19 protein-coding genes are annotated in these 20,456 nt (G+C 63.9%); 7 read left to right on the forward strand and 12 right to left on the reverse strand.

Translation table 11 applies throughout. The features are described 5' to 3' along the window. Positions 1 to 13 precede the first annotated feature (13 nt). From cysN to KIO76_RS04800, 11 genes are all read right to left on the reverse strand, one after another. Positions 14 to 1,942, reverse strand: coding sequence for a sulfate adenylyltransferase subunit CysN (gene cysN, locus KIO76_RS04750; RefSeq protein WP_213321710.1), 1,929 nt, complete (start codon positions 1,940 to 1,942; stop codon positions 14 to 16). Further along, the gene (cysD, locus tag KIO76_RS04755; protein WP_213321711.1) at positions 1,942 to 2,916 is read right to left on the reverse strand and encodes a sulfate adenylyltransferase subunit CysD; all 975 of its coding nucleotides are present in this window, start codon (positions 2,914 to 2,916) and stop codon (positions 1,942 to 1,944) included. Before cysD ends, cysN begins: the two co-directional genes overlap by 1 nt. A gap of 60 nt (positions 2,917 to 2,976) precedes the next feature. Beyond that, the gene (locus KIO76_RS04760) at positions 2,977 to 3,498 is read right to left on the reverse strand and encodes a DUF934 domain-containing protein (RefSeq protein ID WP_213321712.1); all 522 of its coding nucleotides are present in this window, start codon (positions 3,496 to 3,498) and stop codon (positions 2,977 to 2,979) included. Continuing rightward, complete coding sequence (locus KIO76_RS04765) at positions 3,498 to 4,400, reverse strand: phosphoadenylyl-sulfate reductase (RefSeq protein WP_249729489.1); 903 nt, start codon at positions 4,398 to 4,400, stop codon at positions 3,498 to 3,500. The genes KIO76_RS04760 and KIO76_RS04765 overlap by 1 nt, the downstream gene beginning before the upstream one ends. Next, positions 4,384 to 6,048 carry a nitrite/sulfite reductase gene (locus KIO76_RS04770; RefSeq protein ID WP_213321713.1) on the reverse strand — a complete coding sequence of 555 codons (1,665 nt, stop codon included), beginning with the start codon at positions 6,046 to 6,048 and terminating at the stop codon, positions 4,384 to 4,386. The genes KIO76_RS04765 and KIO76_RS04770 overlap by 17 nt, the downstream gene beginning before the upstream one ends. Before the next feature lie 32 nt (positions 6,049 to 6,080). After that, positions 6,081 to 6,407: a DUF2849 domain-containing protein gene (locus KIO76_RS04775; RefSeq protein WP_213321714.1), complete on the reverse strand. Its 327-nt coding sequence runs from the start codon at positions 6,405 to 6,407 to the stop codon at positions 6,081 to 6,083. Between the two features lie 4 nt (positions 6,408 to 6,411). Next, positions 6,412 to 7,869: a siroheme synthase CysG gene (gene cysG, locus KIO76_RS04780; protein WP_213321715.1), complete on the reverse strand. Its 1,458-nt coding sequence runs from the start codon at positions 7,867 to 7,869 to the stop codon at positions 6,412 to 6,414. A gap of 114 nt (positions 7,870 to 7,983) precedes the next feature. Continuing rightward, entirely contained in the window at positions 7,984 to 9,072 is a 1,089-nt protein-coding gene (locus tag KIO76_RS04785) for a sulfate/molybdate ABC transporter ATP-binding protein (protein WP_213321716.1), read from the reverse strand. Next, the gene (gene cysW / locus KIO76_RS04790; protein ID WP_213321717.1) at positions 9,044 to 9,928 is read right to left on the reverse strand and encodes a sulfate ABC transporter permease subunit CysW; all 885 of its coding nucleotides are present in this window, start codon (positions 9,926 to 9,928) and stop codon (positions 9,044 to 9,046) included. Before cysW ends, KIO76_RS04785 begins: the two co-directional genes overlap by 29 nt. A gap of 78 nt (positions 9,929 to 10,006) precedes the next feature. Next, complete coding sequence (gene cysT / locus KIO76_RS04795) at positions 10,007 to 10,870, reverse strand: sulfate ABC transporter permease subunit CysT (protein WP_213321718.1); 864 nt, start codon at positions 10,868 to 10,870, stop codon at positions 10,007 to 10,009. After that, on the reverse strand, positions 10,867 to 11,904 hold the full coding sequence (locus KIO76_RS04800) for a sulfate ABC transporter substrate-binding protein (RefSeq protein ID WP_213321719.1): 1,038 nt from the start codon (positions 11,902 to 11,904) through the stop codon (positions 10,867 to 10,869). Before KIO76_RS04800 ends, cysT begins: the two co-directional genes overlap by 4 nt. A gap of 594 nt (positions 11,905 to 12,498) precedes the next feature. Between KIO76_RS04800 and KIO76_RS04805 the strand changes: the two genes are divergently transcribed. The 5 genes from KIO76_RS04805 (at position 12,499) to KIO76_RS31545 (ending at position 17,536) form a co-directional block, all read left to right on the forward strand. Then, positions 12,499 to 12,705, forward strand: a complete 207-nt coding sequence (locus tag KIO76_RS04805) for a hypothetical protein (protein ID WP_213321720.1) — start codon at positions 12,499 to 12,501, stop codon at positions 12,703 to 12,705. 203 nt (positions 12,706 to 12,908) lie between these two features. Next, complete coding sequence (locus KIO76_RS04810) at positions 12,909 to 14,075, forward strand: methionine ABC transporter ATP-binding protein (protein ID WP_213321721.1); 1,167 nt, start codon at positions 12,909 to 12,911, stop codon at positions 14,073 to 14,075. After that, on the forward strand, positions 14,065 to 14,730 hold the full coding sequence (locus KIO76_RS04815) for a methionine ABC transporter permease (protein WP_213321722.1): 666 nt from the start codon (positions 14,065 to 14,067) through the stop codon (positions 14,728 to 14,730). The genes KIO76_RS04810 and KIO76_RS04815 overlap by 11 nt, the downstream gene beginning before the upstream one ends. A 42-nt stretch (positions 14,731 to 14,772) precedes the next feature. Next, positions 14,773 to 15,561, forward strand: a complete 789-nt coding sequence (locus KIO76_RS04820) for a MetQ/NlpA family ABC transporter substrate-binding protein (RefSeq protein WP_213321723.1) — start codon at positions 14,773 to 14,775, stop codon at positions 15,559 to 15,561. 325 nt (positions 15,562 to 15,886) lie between these two features. Beyond that, a complete protein-coding gene (locus KIO76_RS31545; protein ID WP_213321724.1) occupies positions 15,887 to 17,536 on the forward strand; it encodes an adenylate/guanylate cyclase domain-containing protein in 1,650 nt (549 codons plus the stop codon). On the opposite strand, the gene efp is transcribed toward KIO76_RS31545, so the two are convergent. Next, the gene (gene efp / locus KIO76_RS04830) at positions 17,512 to 18,078 is read right to left on the reverse strand and encodes an elongation factor P (RefSeq protein ID WP_213321725.1); all 567 of its coding nucleotides are present in this window, start codon (positions 18,076 to 18,078) and stop codon (positions 17,512 to 17,514) included. The genes KIO76_RS31545 and efp overlap by 25 nt on opposite strands. A gap of 143 nt (positions 18,079 to 18,221) precedes the next feature. On the opposite strand from efp, the gene epmA reads away from it, so the two are divergent. Next, positions 18,222 to 19,280 (forward strand): EF-P lysine aminoacylase EpmA, encoded by a 1,059-nt coding sequence (gene epmA, locus KIO76_RS04835; protein WP_249729490.1) that lies wholly within the window; start codon positions 18,222 to 18,224, stop codon positions 19,278 to 19,280. Positions 19,281 to 19,359: 79 nt separating this feature from the next. Further along, positions 19,360 to 20,394 carry a lysine-2,3-aminomutase-like protein gene (locus tag KIO76_RS04840; protein ID WP_249729739.1) on the forward strand — a complete coding sequence of 345 codons (1,035 nt, stop codon included), beginning with the start codon at positions 19,360 to 19,362 and terminating at the stop codon, positions 20,392 to 20,394. The last annotated feature ends 62 nt before the right edge of the window (positions 20,395 to 20,456 follow it).

The raw sequence follows: 20,456 nt of genomic DNA on the forward strand, positions 1-20,456 counted from the left end.
ATGGGAGCTTCCCTCAAAGGGCAGCGGAATCCTCGGCGCTGTCCGATACACCGGTGATGTGGCGCTCCACCGCCGCGAGGAGTTGCTCCGCGAGGGTGTTGGCGTCCATCGCAGCCGCGTTGAGGTGGACGTCCGGCGTCGCAGGCGCCTCATAGGCCTGACCAATGCCGGTGAAAGTCGCGATGCGCCCCTCGCGTGCGCCGGCGTACAGGCCCTTTGGATCGCGCCCGGCACACACCTCGAGCGGCGCGTCGACGAACACTTCCACGAAATCGCCATCAGCGAAGCGGGCTCGCGCATTGGCGCGGTCTTCCCGAAAGGGCGAGACGAAAGCACAGATGACAATCAGGCCCGCATCGACCATCAGGCGCGCCACCTCGGCCGCGCGCCGCACGTTCTCCGCGCGCGCAGCGGCATCGAAGCCGAGATCAGCGTTGAGGCCCTGGCGCAGGCTATCGCCGTCGAGCACTGCGGTATGGCGGCCAAGCGCGTGGAGTTTGCGTTCGAGCAGGTTGGCGATGGTCGATTTGCCTGACCCCGGAAGCCCGGTCAGCCAGATCGCCAAGGGACGCTGCCGCTTCAACGCCGCGCGGGCATCGCGATCGACGTCGAAGCCGTGGCGATGGACATTGGTCGCGCCGCGCGCCTCGCGGGCGAGCCCGGCCGCGACCGTGGCGTGGGTGAAGCGATCGATGAGGATGAAGGCGCCCGTCGCGCGATTATCACCATAGGCATCGAAAGCGACCGGCATCAGGGTTTCGATTTCGACCTGGCCGATGGCGTTGAGACCGAGCGACACTGCGGGCGCCACAGAAAGGGTCTCGACGTCCAGGGTGTGGTCGACGCCGCTGATCTTGGCCGGCACGGTCCGCGTGCCGATCTTCATGAGATAGCTGCGGCCGGCAACTGCCAGGTCCTCGCCCATCCAGACGATGTCGGCGCTGAGGCGGCTCGCGACCGAGGGGCGCTCCCTGGGCGTGACCAGCACGTCACCACGCGGCACATCGATTTCGTCGGCAAGTACCAGCGTCACCGCCTCACCGGCGGATGCCCGCTCAAGATCACCGTCGAAAGTCACGATCCGTGAGACCGTACTCTGGTGTCCCGACACTGCCGTGACCACCGCATCGCCCACGGCAATCGTGCCGCCGGCGACCGTGCCGGAAAAACCGCGGAAAGTCTGGTTCGGCCGGTTCACCCATTGCACGGGGAAGCGGAAACCGGTACGGCCCCCTGCCTCCTGGACATCGATGGTTTCGAGATGGCCGAGAAGGGTCGGCCCCTCATACCAGGGCGTCGCGACGCTCAGCGTGGAGATATTGTCGCCGAAGCGCGCAGAGAGCGGGATCGGCGTGATCGAGACGAAGCCGAGCCCCTGCGCGAGTGCCCCGTAGTCTGCCACGAGAGCCCGGAAGCGCGCCTCGTCATAGCCGACAAGGTCGATCTTGTTGATCGCGACGACGATGTGGCGGATGCCCATCAGCGACGCAATGATGCTGTGCCGCCGGGTCTGCGTCAGCAGGCCCTTACGCGCATCGACGAGGATGATGGCGAGCTCAGCATTCGACGCTCCGGTCGCCATGTTGCGGGTATACTGCTCGTGCCCAGGCGTGTCGGCCACGATGAAGGAGCGGCGCGGCGTCGAGAAATAGCGATGCGCGACGTCGATGGTGATGCCCTGCTCGCGCTCCTGTTCCAGCCCATCCACCAGCAGCGCGAAATCGATGTCGCCGCCCGTCGTACCGACCCGCCGTGAATCGGCCTCGAGGGTGACGAGCTGGTCGTCGAACACCGCATGGGTCTCGAACAGGAGACGCCCGATCAGCGTTGATTTGCCGTCGTCGACCGAGCCGCAGGTGATGAAGCGCAGAAGCCCACGATGAGCCGGCAACGGATCAGCGCCGCGAACCTCGGTTTCGCGTGCAAGGGACAGCACGGTCATTAGAAATACCCCTCGCGCTTCTTGCGCTCCATCGACGCTTGACCGTCCTGATCGATCACCCGGCCCTGCCGTTCAGAGACCTTGGAGGCGAGCAATTCGGCGACGATATCGTCCAGTGTCGTCGCGTCCGAGGGGATGGCTCCCGTCAGTGGATAGCAGCCGAGGGTGCGGAAGCGGACACGCCTCAGCTCAGGCTGCTCACCGGGATCGAGCGGCATGCGATGATCATCCACCATGATGAGCGCGCCGTTGCGCTTCACGACAGGCCGCTCGGCCGCGAAATAGAGCGGCACCACGGGAATGCCTTCAGCAAGGATATAGTGCCAGACGTCGAGCTCGGTCCAATTGGAGAGCGGGAAGACACGCATCGATTCCCCGGGGCCGATCCGCGTGTTGAACACGCGCCAGAGCTCCGGCCGCTGGCTGCGCGGGTCCCAGGCGTGGCTTGCGGTGCGGTGCGAGAAGATGCGCTCCTTCGCCCGGCTCTTCTCCTCGTCCCGACGTGCGCCGCCGAAGGCCGCGTCGAAGCCCCATTTATCCAGCGCCTGTTTCAGGCTTTCCGTCTTCATCACCTGCGTGTGCACGGCCGACCCGGATCGAAAAGGGTCAACGCCGCGCGCGATGCCCTCCTCATTCACATGAACGATCAGCTCCCAGTCGAGCGCTTTGGCGGTCTCGTCACGGAACGTAATCATTTCCCGAAACTTCCAGGTCGTATCGACATGCATGAGCGGGAAAGGCGGCTTGGACGGAAAGAAGGCCTTGCGCGCCAGATGCAGCATCACCGAGGAATCTTTGCCGATTGAATAGAGCATGACCGGCTTGGCGAATTCGGCGGCGACCTCGCGCATGATGTGGATGGCCTCGGCTTCGAGGCGCTTCAGATGAGGCGACAGCGCGGACCCGGTCCCGCGATGAGCGGAAGGCGACAGGACAGCATCGCCGGCGGGATTAGCCCGCAAGGGATAGGTCATTGCATGGATCCTGAATGGGCGTGCCCGGCCGGCCGGGCCGCCTGCTAAGATTGCGCCAGATCAAGCCTGGCCGGGCGTTACCCGAAGCCTCGGCCGGTCAGCGGGGGGCGCTACCTCCGCGGCATCGACAGCCGCAGGCTGGTAGTGCCTGTGTACGAATTTGATCGCCCCCTTCTCCAAAGCGGCGATGGTTCCGGGATGGGTCACGTCCAGCGCATCGAAACCGCAGCGATGCAAGAAATTCACCTGATCCCGCAGGATGTTGCCGGTCGCCCGCAGCTCGCCCGCGAAGCCATGCCGCTCGCGGAGAAGGCGGGCGATGGAGTAGGAGCGCCCATCGTTGAACTTGGGAAAGGCAAGCGCGATAACGGCAAAGCGACTGAGGTCAGGCTCGATCTCCTCCAGCCCCTCGCCCGGTTGCAGCAGAAGCCCAAGCGGCGCGTTGCGGCCGATGAGAGCGTCACGCTCCGCGAGATATCGCGCTTTGCCGACGATGACCGCACGATCCGCCGGCACCGCCTCATCATCGGCCAGAGCCTTCCAGGGATCGTCGACGAAGGTTCCGTTCTTGTACAGGGGCATCAGGCGCTCCTTCTCGCGACGCCAGCTGCGCTGACATGAATGCCGCATTCGACCTTGCCTTGGCCGCGCCAGCGCCCGGCCCGCGGGTCCTCGCCCGGCTCGACCCGGCTAGTACAGGGCGCGCAGCCGATGGAGGGATAGCCCTGCGCCACGAGGGGGTGGATGGGCAGGTCATGGGCGCGCATATAGGCAGTAATCTCAGACGCCCCCCAGGAGGCGAGCGGCGAGATCTTGATATGCGTGGTGTCAGCCTCCACCACCGCCAGCGTTGTCCGCGTCGTCGCCTGATAGCGCTTGCGACCGGTAATCCAGGCAGAGAATGGCACGAGCGCCTCCGCCAGTGGCTCGACCTTGCGCAGGTGGCAGCAGCGGTCGGGATCGACATTGAACAAGGCATGCCACGGATCGGCCTGCTCCATCACCGCGCGCTGCGGCCCGACTGTGCGCACATCCGCAAGCCCCAGCCGTGCGACAAGCGCGTCGCGATAGGCGAGTGTCTCCGGGAAGAGACGGAGCGTATCGACGAAAACGACGGGCAAGTACCGGTCGATCGCAGCCGCCATGTGGAGCAGCACCGCTGATTCCGCCCCGAAGCTCGACACCAGCGCTAGCTCGCTTGGGAACTGCGCGATCGCCGCGCGCAAGATCGCCTCCGGCGCAAGCCCGCCGATCTCCGCATCGAGCGCAGCAGCGCGGGCGGCGAGATCAGGCTCGACGACAGGACGATCGCTTGTGGCAGTCTGGTCCCCTCTCCCCGTCGGGGAGAGCGACATGGTAAGAGGGGCCAAACTTTCCTGATCGGGCTGGCTCGCCCTCACCCCAACCCTCTCCCCGCCGGGGAGAGGGAGCGCCAGATCGGCCTGCCCCGCGCTGGACAAGGCCTCGTCACTTTGCCTCGGCATAGAGCGCCTCCTGGAAAGGCGCCTCACCGATCCGCCGGAAGCAGGCGAGGAATGTCTCTTCGGGATCCTCGCGGCGAGCGAGATAGGTCTCGACGATCGTCTCGATGGCATCGACCACTTCAGCCGAGGAGAAGCCCTTGCCGACGATCTCGCCGAGGCTCGCATGCTGGTCACCGGAACCGCCGAGGGTGATCTGGTAGAATTCCTCGCCTTTGCGGTCGACGCCAAGAATGCCGATGTGGCCGACGTGATGGTGGCCGCAGGCGTTGATGCAGCCGGAAATCTTTACCTTGAGATCGCCGATCAGCGTCTGGCGCTCATGGTCGCCGAAGCGCTCGGCGATCCGCTGTGCGAGCGGGATAGACCGTGCATTGGCGAGCGAGCAATAGTCGAGCCCCGGGCAGGCAATGATGTCCGAGATCAGGCCGGCATTCGGGGCCGCGAGGCCGACTTTCTGCAGAAGCGCGAAGACCTCCGGCAGATCGTCCAGCTTCACATGCGGCAAAACGAGGTTCTGCTCGTGGCTGACGCGCAGCTCATTGGCCGAATAGCGCTCGGCGATGTCGGCGATTGCCTCCATCTGGTCGGAGGTGACATCGCCGGGCACCGCGCCGATCGCCTTCAGCGAGATCGTCACGATGCCATAACCCGGCACCTTGTGCGGGACGAGATTGCGCTCCAGGAAGTGCCGCAGCCCCTGGTCGGAAGCCGCGGCCTCATCCAGGCGCGTGGATCGCGCCGGCAGATCATCGAGCTTCGGCGGCGCGAAATAGGCGCGGATACGGTCGATCTCCGTCTGCGGCAGCGTCAGCCGCCCCTGCGCGCGGATGGCCTCATATTCCGCCTCGACCTGGCGGGAGATTTCCTCCGTGCCTGCCTCGTGCAGAAGGATCTTGACCCGCGCCTTGTACTTGTTGTCACGGCGGCCGAACAGGTTGTAGACACGCAGGATCGCCTCGCAATAGCTGAGCAGCTCCGCCTCCGGGAGGAAATCGCGCAGCTTCTTCGCGATGAAGGGCGAGCGGCCCAGCCCGCCGCCGACGTATACGCCAAAGCCGGTCTCACCGGCCTCGTTGCGCGTCACCTGAAGGCCGATATCGTGGATCTGGATCGCTGCGCGATCATCCGGCGCGGCGGAAACAGCGATCTTGAACTTGCGCGGCAGATAGGTGAATTCCGGGTGCAGTGAGGACCACTGGCGCAGGATCTCGGCATAGACACGCGGATCCGCCACCTCATCGGCCGCAGCCCCGGCGAAATGATCCGCCGAGACATTGCGGATGCAGTTCCCCGACGTCTGAATGGCGTGCATCTCCACCTCAGCCAGCGCGCTCAGCACGTCCGGCACGTCCTTCAGGCTGATCCAATGGAACTGCAAGTTCTGCCGGGTCGTGAAATGGCCATAGCCACGGTCATAGCGCCGGCCGATCTCGGCCAGCCGCCGCAATTGCCGCGGCGTCAGGGTGCCGTAGGGGATGGCGATCCGCAGCATATAGGCATGGAGCTGCAGATAGAGCCCGTTCATCAGCCTGAGCGGCTTGAACTCATCTTCCGTTAGCTCACCGCTCAGGCGCCTGGCGACTTGGTCGCGGAACTCCTCGACGCGCTCGCTTACGAACTGCCGGTCAAATTCGTCGTAACGATACATTGTTCAGTTCCTCGCTCGACTGGCGCGCAGCCTCAGACGACCGCGCCTTCGGCGATACGATGCAAGGTGCTAGCGGTCGGCCCGCCCGCGGCGCGGATGGCCTCGCGCAGGAGCACCGGCACCCTGTCACCGTCCACGTCCTTCACTTCGACCAGATAGGGTTCGACCACGATATTGCGCTGGGCAGCTTCCAGCCCCTGCGCATTGAGAGCTGCCGCTGCCTCGGCATCATCCGCGACGGCCGCCTCGCCGATATCGCGCGACCAGCCGCCGTCGGCCTTCAGAAAAACGACCCATCCGGTGTCGAGGGAATTAGCCGTAACCACCTTGGGTCCGGCCTTCTTGGCATCACGCTTCATGGCCTTACACGTCTTGAGGCACAGGGGACTGGTGGGTAATGCGGGACTTCTCGCGGGCCGTACAACGGACCTCGGCGGCAAACGGCTCTCCGGCGCCCGCCCCGTGGTCCACGGCATTGCCAACGAGGATCATCACCGGACCTGCAATGTCGTCGCGGGTCGAAAGTGCGCCGAGCTCACCCAGCGTGCCGGAAAAGATGCGACGATCAGTACGTCCGGCATTCTCGACGGCCACCACAGGCGTTGCAGAAGCGATCCCCTCCCTCTCCAGCCGCCGGCGCACGTCACCGGCGACGCTGACGCCCATGTAGACGGCGATGGTGCCGCCTGTTCTGGCGACCTCGGCCCAACCGGCGGGCTCCGTTCCATCGGCGCCATGGCCTGTCGCGAAGGCGAGTGAGGACGAGACGCCGCGAAGGGTCAGAGGCACGCCCGCGTCGGCTGCGGCCGCCAGCGCCGAGGTCACCCCCGGCACGATTTCGTGGCGGATACCGGCGGCGCGGAGCGCGGCCAGTTCCTCGCCCGCGCGGCCGAACACCAAGGGATCTCCGGCCTTGAGACGGGCGACCTGCTTGCCCTCGCGGGCGAGCCGCACGAGCAGCGCATCAATCTCACGCTGGGGAACGGAGTGATGTCCCTTCGCTTTGCCGACGGAAATGCGTTCCGCATCGCGACGGCCCATCTCGACGACCTCGGCGGGGACGAGACGGTCATGGACGATCACATCAGCCTGCTGCAGCAGGCGCTGCGCTCTCAAGGTGAGGAGATCCGTCGCGCCGGGCCCCGCGCCAATCAACCAGACCACGCCTTCATTGGCCTCAAAGCTTTCGCCCAGCACGGACAGCGCGGCGCGGCGGGCGCCAGCCAAGTCGCCCGACAAGGCGAGGTCGGCGCTTCGACCTTCGAACAGACGTGCCCAGAAGCGGCGACGGTGGCGCGCGGTGCCAAGCGAGGCCATGACGGCACCCCGCAGGGAGGCGGCAAGCTCACCGAGCCTGCCGAATTCCGGGGGGAGGATCATTTCGATGGCGGCGCGTACGCGCTGGGCGAGCACCGGCGCATAGCCATCGGTCGAGATCGCCACCGCCACCGGGGCGCGGTCAACGATCGCCGGCACCGCAAAGTTGGACAGATGCGGCCGGTCTACCACATTCACCGGCACGCCGGCTTGCCGCCCGACAGCCGCAAGCGCTGCGTCCTGCGCCTCGTCCTCGGTCGCAACAAAGAGAAGCGCGGCGCCGGTTAGATCCGCAAGCGTCAGGTCGCGGGCGAGATGCGGAATGCGATGCGCATTGACGAAGGCCGCCAGCTCGCCGTCGATATATCGAGATACGAGCATCAGCCGCGCCTCGCTTCGCACAAGGAGGCGCAGCTTCGCGAGCGCGGGCTCTCCGCCGCCAGCCACGACCACGGCCTTGCCGGCAACGTCATAGGATACGGGAAAGAAGCGCAAGCGAGGCAAAATAACACCAACTTGTCGTAGATTATATAATCTACGATAACACGCGTTAATTAAGCGTCAAATACAAAATTTACATGTATTAAAAGACGGACGCGTGGCGCCGGCGGAGGTGCCCTAGGAGCTCGGGAACAGGCGCGCCTTCAGGATATGCAGGCCAACGCGTTCACCAGGTGCGAGCGCCTTACCGCTGGGGAGCTCGACCTCGACCGATGCCGCGCCGACATCCGTGAGAACCTCGGCTCGGCGGCCATTCGCCGTGCGGCGAACGGCCACGACGGTGCCGCCGAGGACACCGCCCTCATCGCAACGGGTCAAGGCTAGGTTCGACGGGCGCAGATACAGCGCGGCCGGCCCATCCGGCGCGTCAGCCACATCTGCGTCCAACGGTGAGTCGCCAAAGAAGATGCGGCCGGCCCGCACCGCCACGGGGAGGCTCACGGTGTCGCCGACGAACGACATCACGAAGGCAGAGGCAGGGTCTTCATAGACCTTGTCGGCGGTGCCGACCTGCTCAAGCCGTCCCTTGTTGAGGATCGCGACCCGATCGGCAAGCTCCATTGCCTCGTCCTGATCGTGGGTCACAAAGACGGTTGTGTGGCCGGTTCGATCGTGGATCTCACGCAACCAGCGGCGCAGATCCTTGCGGACCTTGGCGTCGAGCGCGCCAAAAGGCTCGTCGAGCAGGAGCACGCGCGGCTCGACCGCCAGCGCCCGCGCGAGCGCGACACGCTGCCGTTGCCCACCCGAGAGCTGGGAGGGATAACGCCGCTCCAGACCGCCGAGCTGCACGAGGTCGATGAGCGAGAGCACCCGCTCGCGGATTTCCGCCTTGGAGGGCCGCTCCGCGCGCGGTCGCACCTTCAAGCCGTAGGCGACGTTGTCGAACACTGTCATGTGCCGAAATAGCGCATAATGCTGGAAGACAAAGCCGACCCGCCGCTCCTGCACGGAGAGGCGCGTGGCATCGTCATGCCCGAAGAACACCTGTCCGGCGCTGGCATCCTCCAGGCCAGCAATGATTCGCAGCAGCGTCGTCTTGCCCGAACCGGAAGGTCCGAGCAGGGCGACGAGTTCGCCTGGCGCGATGTCGAGATCGACGCCCCGAAGCGCCGCGTCCCCTCCGAAATCCTTGGCAATCCCGACCAGGCGGATCCCCGCGGGCGGATGCCCAACTCTAGTCCCGTGCGTCGAGGCTGTTACCATATCGCCATTCGAGAATTGATTTCCCTGCGAGAGTGACAAGGGCGAGGAGAGCGAGGAGCGAAGCAACGGCGAAGGCCGCGACGATGTTATATTCATTGTAGAGAATCTCCACCTGCAGCGGCATGGTGTTGGTCAGCCCCCGGATTCGGCCCGAGACCACCGAAACGGCGCCGAATTCCCCCATCGCACGCGCGTTGCAGAGCAGGACGCCGTAGAGCAGCGCCCAGCGGATGTTGGGCAGCGTAACGGTGCGGAAAGCCGTGAAGCCGGAAGCCCCCAGCGTCAGCGCCGCCTCTTCATCGCTCGTGCCCTGCTGCTGCATCAGGGGAATGAGTTCGCGCGCCACGAAGGGGAAAGTCACGAAGACGGTGGCGAGGACGATGCCGGGAACCGCAAAGATGATCTGCAGGCCATGTGATTTGAGATAGGGTCCGAGAAAGCCCTGCGCGCCAAACAGGAGCACATAGATCAGGCCGGCCACCACGGGCGAAACCGAAAACGGCAGATCGATGAGCGTGATCAGAAAGCTCTTGCCACGAAATTCGAATTTGGTGATGGCCCAGGATGCGGCGACGCCGAAGACAAGATTGAGCGGCACCGCAATGGCCGCAACAAGCAGCGTGAGACGGATGGCTGCCAGCGCATCGGGCTCGCGCAATGCCGCCCAATAGGTGCCGACGCCGGCGGAAAATGCCTGGGAGAAGACCGCAAACAGAGGCAGCAGCAGGAACAGGGCGAGAAAGCACAGCGTGCCCGCGATAAGCAGCCAGCGCGCTATCGGCGCTTCCGTGGTCGCGATGCGCGTGGCGGCGCTCGATCTCGCCACGCTGCCGGTGGACAGCGTCACGCTCGCCATGGATGCCTCCCCACCGCCCGCGCGAGGATGAAAGCGGAGACGGCCGAACCGGCGATTGTTTGATTGCTGAAGGCCTGGCTAGACATGACCGAACCTCCGCCGACTCCAGGCCTGAATAAGGTTGATGAGAAGCAGGCTCGAAAACGAGATCACGAGCATGATCAGCGCGATCGCCGTCGCGCCGGCGTAATCGAATTCCTCGAGCTTGATGACGATGAGAAGCGGGGCGATCTCGGATACATAAGGCAGGTTGCCCGCGATGAAGATGACCGAGCCATATTCGCCGACGGCCCGTGCAAAGCCGAGGGCGAATCCCGTGAGGGCTGCCGGCACGAGGGGCGGCAGCATCACCCGCCATACGGTTTGCAGACGGCTTGCGCCGAGCGTCGCGGAAGCTTCCTCGAGTTCCCTGTCGATCTCTTCGATCAGCGGCTGAACGGTACGCACCGCGAACGGAAGGCTTACAAAGACGAGCGCGACGAAGATGCCGAGCGGCGTGAAAGCGACCTTTATACCGAAGGGCGCGAGCTGTGCCCCCACCCAGCCGTTCGGCGCATAGATCGCGCCAAGCGCGATGCCGGCGACGGCGGTCGGCAAGGCGAAGGGCAGGTCAACCATCGCATCGATCAGGCGACGGCCTGGAAAATGATAGCGGGTCAAGACCCAGGCGATGGCGAGACCGAAGATGCTGGCGAAGCCCGCGGCTGCTAGCGACACGCCGAAGCTTGTCCGGAGTGCCGCGAGGGTCCGCTCCTCAGTGATGATGTCGATGAGCCCCGCAAGACCGAGCGATGCCGCCTTGAGCGCCAGTCCGGCCATCGGTATCAACACAATCAAGACCAAATAGACGAGCGTGTAGCCGAAAGCGATGCCAAAGCCCGGAAGCGCGCTCGGCGCCCGCCAGCGGCGAGACCATGAACTGAGGGCACTGGCCGACGTCATCGCTTGACCTTTACGATCTGATCGAAGATGCCGCCGTTGTCGAAGTGTTCCTTCTGCACCTTCGTCCAACCCCCAAAGACATCGTCGATGGTGAAGAGCTTGATCTCAGGCAAAGCGGCGAGATCTTCCTTGCGAGCGAATTCCGGCTTGGACGGTCGATACTTGTGCTTGGCGATGATAGCCTGGGCCTCGGGCGTATAAAGGAAACTGAGATAGGCTTCTGCCTGCTTGCGGGTGCCCTTCTTGTCGACATTTCCATCGACCAGCGTGACAGGGGGCTCGGCGAGGATAGAGACCGACGGCACGATGATGTCGAATTTGTCGGCCCCGAACTCTGCGGAAGCCAGGAACGCCTCGTTTTCCCAGGCAAGCAGCACGTCGCCGAGCTCACGCTGGGCAAAGGTGATCGTTGAGCCCCGCGCACCCGTATCGAGCACCGGCACATTCTTGAAGAGAGCCGCGACGAATTCCCTGGCCTTCTCCTCGCTCTTGGTCCGGCCAAGCTCGTAGCCCCAGGCCGCGAGATAGTTCCAGCGCGCCCCGCCTGAAGTTTTCGGGTTCGGGGTGATCACCTGTACGCCGGGCTTGATCAGATCATTCCAATCCTTGATGCCCTTGGGGTTTCCCTTGCGCACCAGGAAGACGATGGTCGAGGTATAGGGCGAGGAATTGTTGCCAAGCCGCTTTTGCCAATCCTTGGGAATAAGATCTGTGCGATTGGCAATCGCGTCGATATCCGCAGCCAGCGCGAGCGTGACCACATCGGCATCCAGGCCGTCGATGACCGTGCGTGCCTGGGATCCGGAGCCGCCGTGCGAGGCCCGAACAGCCACCTTCTCACCCGTCTTCTTCTCGTAATCTGCGGCAAAGGCGGCGTTGATATCGCGATAGAGTTCGCGCGTCGGATCATAGGATACATTGAGCAGCACGGTCTCCGCGCGCGCTTCCCCCACGGGCAGAACCGCGGATGCGGCACCGAGGGCCGCGAGCGCCACGACAAACCGGCGCGAGAGCTTGAATGTATTCGTCACCATGGCGGCCTCCTCAATGATCCAGCTCGACGCGAACCAGTCTGACCGCATTGTTTACGCATATTTCTACATAATCAATATAGAATTTGTAGAATAACAAATTTTACACGACACGGCAGTTAATTCTCGAGTCCGATGCCTCTTTCCACGCCAGCTGGCCATCAGAGCGCATTATCGAACGCATGAGTGGCAAACTTGTGCCACGGCTGATATACAATGGATATATGTGAAAAATCTAATTTTACAGAAACTGTTGACTTTCATGAGAGCGTCGTTATGTATGGACCCGTGGGATCGGCGAAAGCTGGTCCACCGCGGGAATTTGAAAGCAGCTTGCGCCGCGTCACCAAACGCTAAAGCGCCACGAAGTGTCTTCGTGGCTCCGGTCATTGCAGGAGATGCGCATGGCACTTTCTCTCTTGGATCAGACGCCGCCGAGCAAGGCTCCGCGCGCAGCCGGTCTTACTCTCCGCTCCCTGCGAATGTGTCAGTGTCGCCGTAACGGCACACCCATGTGCTGTTGTAGCCAGCACATCTGACCAGCCATTCCAGACAATCTGAGCGAGAGAGGCGCCACAGCACGGGCGCAGAACCATCATGTACGACAGTTATCTCATCGAGGTCGCAGGGCGGCCCGCAGGCATCGTTGCGCGGGACACCCATGGCTATCGGTTCCACGCGTCGGCGCGGCCGTTCTATAGCTTGAACGGGCAAGTCTTCGCCGATCCATGGGCTGCACAGAAGGCCGCGCAGCGCCATCTTAACGGAACCGGTCGACGTCATGTCCCGCACCGTGTCGACTGATCCCGCACGGTGTTGATGGCCGCGCTGCCCCGATGCGCTTGTGGCAGCGCGCAAGCCGACGCGGGGCCGTGTTCCATCAAACCCGGTGGCAAGGTCAAGCGTAATCGAGGTGGCGTTGCGAGCTTATACTTTCGCAGCACAAGCAATCGGCGCGGCTCCACCCGTGTTATTCTGCACCAATCCTGTGAGAAACGAGATCAACCGTGAACGCTCTTCCATTCCATCCGCAGCACGCCGCTCAGCCGCCGTTGGCCGCTGATGATGCGGTCGTGCGTTTCGAGGGCGTCGCTAAGACATTCGCCGCCCGCGGTGGGCAGACCGCGGTCGCAGCCCTGGAAGATATCGATCTTGCAGTCCGGCGCGGCTCCATTCTCGGCGTCATCGGGCGCAGCGGCGCCGGCAAGTCCACCTTGATCCGCCTCGTCAATGGGCTGGAGAAGCCGACAGCGGGCCGCGTCTTGGTCGATGGCACCGACGTCGCGCGGCTGCCGGAGAAGGAACTGAGACAGATCAGACGCACGATCGGCATGATCTTCCAGCACTTCAACCTGTTGTCCTCTCGCACGGTCTACGACAATGTCGCGCTGCCGCTCGAAATCGCAGGCGCCAGCCGGGAGGAGATCCGCAAGCGCGTCAGCCCGCTCATCGAACTCGTTGGCCTTGCTGACAAGCGTGACCGCTATCCGGCCGAGCTCTCCGGCGGGCAGAAGCAGCGCGTCGGCATCGCCCGCGCTCTCGCGACACGTCCCAAGGTCCTGCTGTCGGACGAAGCGACGTCCGCCCTCGATCCCGAGACCACCCACTCGATCCTCGACCTGCTCGCGACGATCAATGCCGAGCTCAAGCTCACAATTCTCCTGATCACCCATGAGATGGCCGTTATTCGAAGCATCGCGCGTGACGTTGCGGTGATCGATAGCGGCCGCATCGTGGAGAAGGGAGACGTCTTTGACCTCTTCACAAGACCGCATCATGCGACGACCCGGACCTTCCTGGCCGCCGAAAGTGGCCGCGCCCTCCCCGCCTATGTGGCCGCTCGCGTGACCGCCGCGGCCACTCCCGACAGCCAGGCCGTCCTGCGCATCATTTTCAGGGGTTCGCATGCGACCGACCCCGTGCTGTCGCAGATCACGCGCAACTTCGCGATCGACGTCAATATCCTAGGTGGCACTGTCGACGAGATTGCCGGACGGCCGTTTGGCACATTGATCGTCGCGGTGCCTGACGACGCCAGCCTGCTGCAACGCATCACCGCCTTCCTCACCGCACGCGGGCTCGACGTAGAGACCTTGGGCTACATAGCACTCGGCGCCGAGCAAGCCCCGGCAGATGCCGCGCAGAACAAAGGGGGACACAGCCATGTCGCCTGAAATCATCCGTCTGATCGCCGCGTCGACGCTCGATACGCTCTATATGGTCGCAGCCGCGACGGCGATCGGCACGGTGATCGGTCTGCCACTCGGCGTGTTCCTGGCCACGAGCAAGCGCGGTGAACTGCTGTCGGCTCCGCTCGCCAACAGTGTTCTCGGCATCATCGTGAATGCCACGCGCTCGACACCCTTCATCATTCTCACCGTGTCGATCATCCCGTTCACCCGCCTTGTCGCAGGCACATCGATCGGCACGACGGCGGCCATCGTCCCCCTCGCGGTGGCCGCCACCCCGTTCATCGCTCGCCTCGTTGAAGGCTCCATCCGCGAAGTCGACCAAGGCTTGATTGAGGCGGCACGCGCCATGGGCGCAAGCCCGGTGCAAATCCTCGCGAAAGTGCTGGTGCCAGAAGCATTACCCGGGATCGTGCTCGGCCTGACGCTCGCCATCGTCAGCCTCATCGGGTTCTCCGCCATCGTCGGTGTGGTTGGCGGCGGCGGCCTCGGTGATCTCGGCATCCGCTATGGCTACCAGCGCTTCATGCCGGATGTGATGGCGGCTGTCGTCCTCGTCCTCATCCTTCTCGTGCAAGGCATTCAAAGCCTCGGCGACGCCCTGTCTCGCAAGCTCAACAAGCGCGTGCGCCACGGTTGACGGCGCGCTCTACCCCGGAAACATCGTTCTACGGAGACCGCCATGAAATTCTCGTTCTCGACCCTCGCCATCGTGGCCAGCTTTGCACTGGCGGCGACATCCCTGTCCGCTCAGGCGGAAACGATCAAGATTGGCGTGACGCCCGGTCCGCACGCGCAAATCCTGGAAGCGGTGAAGCCAATTGCCGCCAAGCAGGGTGTCACGATCGAGATCGTGGAATTCTCCGACTATGTCGTGCCCAATCAAGCGTTGGATTCTGGGGATATCCAGGCCAACTCGTTCCAGCATGAGCCTTTCCTGGATAACCAGAAAGCCGATCGGGGCTTCAAGATCGAAAATGTGGGCTCGACCGTGACCTTCCCTCTCAGCATCTACTCCAAGAAATACAAATCGTGGAATGACATCCCCGACGGCTCCACGATAGCCATCCAGAACGACCCGACCAACGGCGGGCGCAGCCTCCTGCTCCTGCAGGCCAAAGGGCTGATCAAGCTGAAGGACGGCGTGGGCTTCAAGCCGAGCCCGCTTGACATCACGGATAATCCCAAGAAGCTGAAGTTCCTGGAAATCGAGGCGGCTCAGACCCCCCGCACCCTCGATGACGTGGCGGCGGCCTCGATCAACACCAACTACGCGACCTCGGCAGGCATCGATCCGTCGGCGATCATCCTCACCGAGGATGCGAAAGGTCCCTATGTGAACATCATCGCGGTCCGTAGCGCCGACAAAGACAAGCCGTGGGTGAAGGTACTTGTCGACAGCTACCACACGCCCGAAGTGAAAAGCTTCATCGAGAAAACCTTCAAGAACTCCGTGCTCGCGAGCTGGTAATTCGGAAGCAACGGCCGCCGCGCGTGGCCGAGTCGATGTGACTCCCTACTCAACTATTCTCCGCCCGAGACTTGGCAAACCCGGATGGCCCTCCCATCCGGGTTCTTTTTTGCGTTGCCCCGGTGCGCCTCTCCGTGTGCGCCACCGCATAGCTCCAGGCAGCCCGAACCCCGATGCTGCCCCTTGCCGGGACGTTCCGCTGGAATTTGCAGTCCTTCACCAGCCGGCTGGGGCGCCGACATGTGCCGCACGCGGCCTCGCGCGTTTCCGATAGGCTGCCGGGGCGAAAAGGGTTAGTTTCCGCCTGCTATGGCGAGGAGCAATCGTGTTCGGTTTTCTGGTTTGGACGGCGCTATACTGTGTTCTCGCTGTCCTGGCGCATAATTATGGGGCCATTGCCAACGACATCACGGTGTTGTGGCCGGCAGGCGGCGTCGCACTTTACCTGATGCTGCGCTACGGTCGCGCCAACCTCCTCATGGCTCTCGGGCCGACAGTCACCGGCGGTCTTCTCGCCGCCATCATAACGACCCTGCAGAAGGATCAACCGACCTTCGGGTTCTTCCTGACAGAGGTATTGCTCATCACCGCGGCAGTGATAGGCGCAATATCCGGCGCCGCCATGAGCAGGCTCTTCTTCCAGAATTGGGATGGCCCGAAGGATCCATTCAGCCATCCCCGGAGCATGGTCATCCTACTGGCGGCGGGCTGCGAGGCTTTCGCCTTCGGCAGCGCGCTGGTCGGCACCACGATATTGCGCGGTTCATTGGCCTTGCGGGGAATTGAGCCACTCGGAGGAGCCGCAGATTTCATAGGCAGCTTCATTCCTTGGCTCATCGGCGACCTCGCGAGTTGCGTGATGGTGACGCCAGCCTTGATCGCCTGGAGCCAGCCCGGCCGATGGGAGCGCCCCCCGGTAACAGTGCTGACCCTCTGGGGTCTGACGATACTGACGGCGCTCGCGGCGCTTTTCGTCAACCTGCCCGCTATGCTCGAGAATGCCGCCATGCTGCTGTTGATCGGGCCAGCGCTGGCAGCCGCAGCCTTTTCCACCAGGCCGAGGCTCTTCTGCGCCATCGTGCTGACAACCGCCAGCCTCACCCTGATGGTGGTCGGCAGTCACGACAGCGACTCGAATTTCGAGCTTCCGATCCTCCTGCTGCTGGCTCAGCTCTACATTCTTACCGTCACATCGACGCAATTCGTGCTTTACGCCACGGTGGCGGAGAGCCGGCGCAGCGCGGCCGAGCGCATCAATCTCGCGCGCCATTTTTCACCCAACATGGTGGAACTCGTGGCGCGCCTGGGGCGTCCCTTCGCGAAACCCCGCAAGCTTCCGGCCACGGTGCTGTTCTGCGATATCCGCAACTTCACCAGCTTTTCGGAAGCGGCAGGGCCGGAGGAGACGATGGAACTCCTGCGGGATTTCCATAAGGCGATGGCCAAGGTCATCTTCGCCCATCACGGCACGCTTGACCGTTTCCTCGGGGACGGGCTCATGGCGGTGTTTGGAATGCCCGAACCACGCAGCGACGACGCGCGACGGGCACTCGCCTGCGGATTTGCGATGCTGGAGGCGCTCGACGGCCTCAATCGAAGCCGCGCTGGACGCGGGCTGCCTGAAATCGCGATGGGGATCGGGATCCACAAGGGCGACGTGATGCTCGGGGACATCGGCGGTGAGCAGGCGCTCGCCATCACCGTAGTGGGCGACACGGTCAATGCCGCAAGCCGCCTGCAGGCCCTATGTCGAACCTACAACGCCGCGCTCATCGTCAGCCAGGAAGCGCTCGATGCGGTGCGCAACTGTGACGGCGGCATTATTCCGCCGGCACTGGGCCAACTCAGCCATATCGGCAACACGCTCTTGCGCGGCCGCAGTCAGGAAACAGAGATCTGGGGCCTGACCGAAGCGGCGCCTGTTCGGCCGCTCCTGCCGGCGGGAGAACCTCAGTCCTTCGCACGCTCGACATAGGTGTTGTCAGCCGTCATCACGACGATGCGCGTACCGGCGGAGATATGCGGCGGTACCATCACACGAATGCCGTTCGACATCTGAGCCGGCTTGTAGGATGAGGAAGCGGTCTGCCCCTTCACCGTCGGCTCCGTCTCCACCACCTCGAGCACCACGCGCTGCGGCAGCTCGATGGAAACAGCCACGCCCTCGTGGATCGAGATCATGCAGGCCATGCCTTCCTGCAGATAGACGGCCTGATCGCCGACCACATCGGCCGGAACTGTAATCTGATCGAAGCTTTCCGGGTTCATGAAGACGTAGTCGGCACCATCCTGATAGAGATAGGTGTGCTCGCGATCCTCGACATAGGCGCGCTCGACCTGCTCGGTCGTGCGATAGCGCTGCGAGGTCTTCACACCGTCGGACAGGCGTCGCATGTCGATCTGTGTGGTAGGCGTTCCCTTGCCTGGAAAGAAGCTCTCGGCCGACAGCACGGCATACAGCGCCCCGTCCACCTCAAGAATATTGCCTTTGCGCACGGAGCTCGCGATAACCTTCACGGTGGTCGTCCTTAATTTATCGAATGGCTACAGACATCGGCGCGCCTTCAAGCCACCAATGCCGCTGAATTTCGGTGCACAATACCGATCTTGACGGCAAGCGCCATATCCCGCACCGAAAAAACGCTCCGGATCTCTTCAAAATGCCGATGTTGCCGTCGTTCTCGCCGTCACCCTGGTGGTCCCGCGAACAGCACGCCCGCCGCCGTCCCGCTCTTCTCGCGCGACAAGCGATCATCCGAGCCCTGCGGGAACACTTCGCGGCGCAGGATTTCGTCGAGGTCGAGGCTGGCATTCTTCAAGTCTCACCGGGCAACGAAACACATTTGCATGCCTTTCGCACCATGCTCGTGGGCCTGGACCAGGGCGACACCCCGCTTTATCTGCATACATCGCCGGAATTCGCCTGCAAGAAGCTGCTCGCCGCTGGCGAGGCGCGGATCTTCGACATCGCCCGTGTCTTCCGCAACCGGGAGCGCAGCCCGCTGCATCATCCCGAATTCACGATGCTGGAGTGGTACCGGGCCGGGGCGAGTTATGAAAGCCTGATGGCCGATTGCGCGGACATTCTGGCGATCGCCGCCGACGCCGCGTGCAGCACCGTCTTCCGGTATCGCGAGCACACGGCCGACCCGTACGCAGACCCGGAGCGCCTCTCTGTCGCGGAGGCCTTCTCCCGCCATGCCGGCATCGATCTCGCCGCTGTTCTGCCGGGGAATGATCTGGGCGCGGCCCGTGACGCCTTCGCGGCCGCCGCGCGCGCGGCGGGCCTGCGCGTGGCGGAGGATGATGGGTGGAGCGACATCTTCAGCCGAGTCATCAGCGAATGCGTCGAACCCCGGCTTGGGCTGGGGCGCGCGTCCATCCTCCACGATTATCCCGTGAGCGAAGCCGCCCTCGCCCGCCCCAAGCCAACCGATCCACGCTTCGCGGAGCGCTTCGAGCTCTATGTCTGTGGCGTCGAGCTCGCCAATGCCTTCGGCGAACTGACAGACGCCGAGGAACAGCGCAGCCGCTTCATTCATGACATGGACGAGAAGGAGCGCATCTATGGCGAGCGTTATCCGCTCGATGAGGATTTTCTGGCGGCGCTGGCCGCGATGCCACCGGCGAGCGGCGCCGCGCTCGGCCTCGACCGCCTCGTGATGCTGGCTGTCGGTGCCCGCAGTATCGAAGACGTACTCTGGACACCCATGCCCTGAAGGGGCACAACCGCTCTTGATGAATTCACCCGTCAAACCATACCACCCCGGCGCCGCGCATGTGCGGCCCGCGCGCCAGATGACCCGCCCCGCGGAACTCGCGGCGGGCGGCCTCGTGGCGCCGGAGCGGATCGCCGCGCTCGATGCTGTCGCCGCCCGCTATGCCGTGGCGGTGACGCCGGCCATGGCGGATCTGATCGACGCCGCCGATCCCGACGATCCCATCGCCCGGCAGTTCATTCCCGATCCCGCCGAACTCAACCGCCGGGCCGGGGAGATCGACGACCCGATCGGCGACGAACCTCACGCCGCCGCGCCCGGCATCGTGCATCGCTATCCTGATCGCGCGCTGCTCAAGCTGGTGCATGTCTGCGCCGTCTATTGCCGCTTCTGCTTTCGCCGGGAGATAGTGGGCCCGGGCGCCAAGATGCTGACGCCGGACGAGATGGCGGCCGCCCTCGCTTATATCAGGGGGACGCCTGCCATCTGGGAGGTGGTGATCACAGGCGGGGACCCGCTGGTCGTCTCGCCCCGCCGTATCGCCGAAGCAGTGAAGGGCTTGGCCGCCATCGACCATGTCAAGGTCATCCGTTGGCACACCCGCCTGCCCGTCGTCGATCCCGCGCGGATCACGCCGGCGTTGGTGAACGCGCTCAAGGCCGAGGGCAAGGCGAGCTATGTGGTGCTGCATGCGAACCATGCGCGGGAGCTGACGCCCGCCGCCCGCGCCGCCTGCGGGCGCCTCGTCGATGCGGGTATCCCGATGCTCAGCCAGTCCGTGCTCTTGAAGGGCATCAACGACACGCCGGAGGCGCTGGCTGAACTCCTGCGCGCACTCGTCGAGAGCCGCGTCAAACCTTATTACCTGCACCAAGGGGATCTCGCGCCCGGCACCAGTCATCTCCGCACGACCATCGCAGAGGGCCAGGCGCTGATGCGCGCTTTGCGTGGCCATGTCTCTGGCATCTGCCAGCCGACCTACGTCCTCGACATTCCAGGCGGCCACGGCAAGGTGCCGGTCGGCCCCGGATATCTCTGCGAGAGCGTCGAAGCAGGCAGTTACGACGTCACGGACTATCAGGGCGTGACCCACCGTTATCCACCAAAGGCCTGAAGCTCCACGACAAGGCTTCACCTCACCCGACCTCGCCGCCTCGATCCCTGCCCTCAGGGGAA

The sequence above is a fragment of the Chelatococcus sp. YT9 genome, assembly GCF_018398315.1.
Classification (GTDB): Bacteria; Pseudomonadota; Alphaproteobacteria; order Rhizobiales; family Beijerinckiaceae; genus Chelatococcus.

Bases quoted from the DNA above. Each gene is read 5' to 3' on its own strand.
- cysN (WP_213321710.1), bottom strand. From the start codon at position 1,942: ATGACCGTGCTGTCCCTTGCACGCGAAACCGAGGTTCGCGGCGCTGAT.
- cysD (WP_213321711.1), bottom strand. From the start codon at position 2,916: ATGACCTATCCCTTGCGGGCTAATCCCGCCGGCGATGCTGTCCTGTCG.
- KIO76_RS04760 (WP_213321712.1), bottom strand. From the start codon at position 3,498: ATGCCCCTGTACAAGAACGGAACCTTCGTCGACGATCCCTGGAAGGCT.
- KIO76_RS04765 (WP_249729489.1), bottom strand. From the start codon at position 4,400: ATGCCGAGGCAAAGTGACGAGGCCTTGTCCAGCGCGGGGCAGGCCGAT.
- KIO76_RS04770 (WP_213321713.1), bottom strand. From the start codon at position 6,048: ATGTATCGTTACGACGAATTTGACCGGCAGTTCGTAAGCGAGCGCGTC.
- KIO76_RS04775 (WP_213321714.1), bottom strand. From the start codon at position 6,407: ATGAAGCGTGATGCCAAGAAGGCCGGACCCAAGGTGGTTACGGCTAAT.
- KIO76_RS04785 (WP_213321716.1), bottom strand. From the start codon at position 9,072: ATGGTAACAGCCTCGACGCACGGGACTAGAGTTGGGCATCCGCCCGCG.
- cysW (WP_213321717.1), bottom strand. From the start codon at position 9,928: ATGGCGAGCGTGACGCTGTCCACCGGCAGCGTGGCGAGATCGAGCGCC.
- cysT (WP_213321718.1), bottom strand. From the start codon at position 10,870: ATGACGTCGGCCAGTGCCCTCAGTTCATGGTCTCGCCGCTGGCGGGCG.
- KIO76_RS04800 (WP_213321719.1), bottom strand. From the start codon at position 11,904: ATGGTGACGAATACATTCAAGCTCTCGCGCCGGTTTGTCGTGGCGCTC.
- KIO76_RS04805 (WP_213321720.1), top strand. From the start codon at position 12,499: ATGTACGACAGTTATCTCATCGAGGTCGCAGGGCGGCCCGCAGGCATC.
- KIO76_RS04815 (WP_213321722.1), top strand. From the start codon at position 14,065: ATGTCGCCTGAAATCATCCGTCTGATCGCCGCGTCGACGCTCGATACG.
- KIO76_RS04820 (WP_213321723.1), top strand. From the start codon at position 14,773: ATGAAATTCTCGTTCTCGACCCTCGCCATCGTGGCCAGCTTTGCACTG.
- epmA (WP_249729490.1), top strand. From the start codon at position 18,222: ATGCCGATGTTGCCGTCGTTCTCGCCGTCACCCTGGTGGTCCCGCGAA.
- KIO76_RS04840 (WP_249729739.1), top strand. From the start codon at position 19,360: ATGACCCGCCCCGCGGAACTCGCGGCGGGCGGCCTCGTGGCGCCGGAG.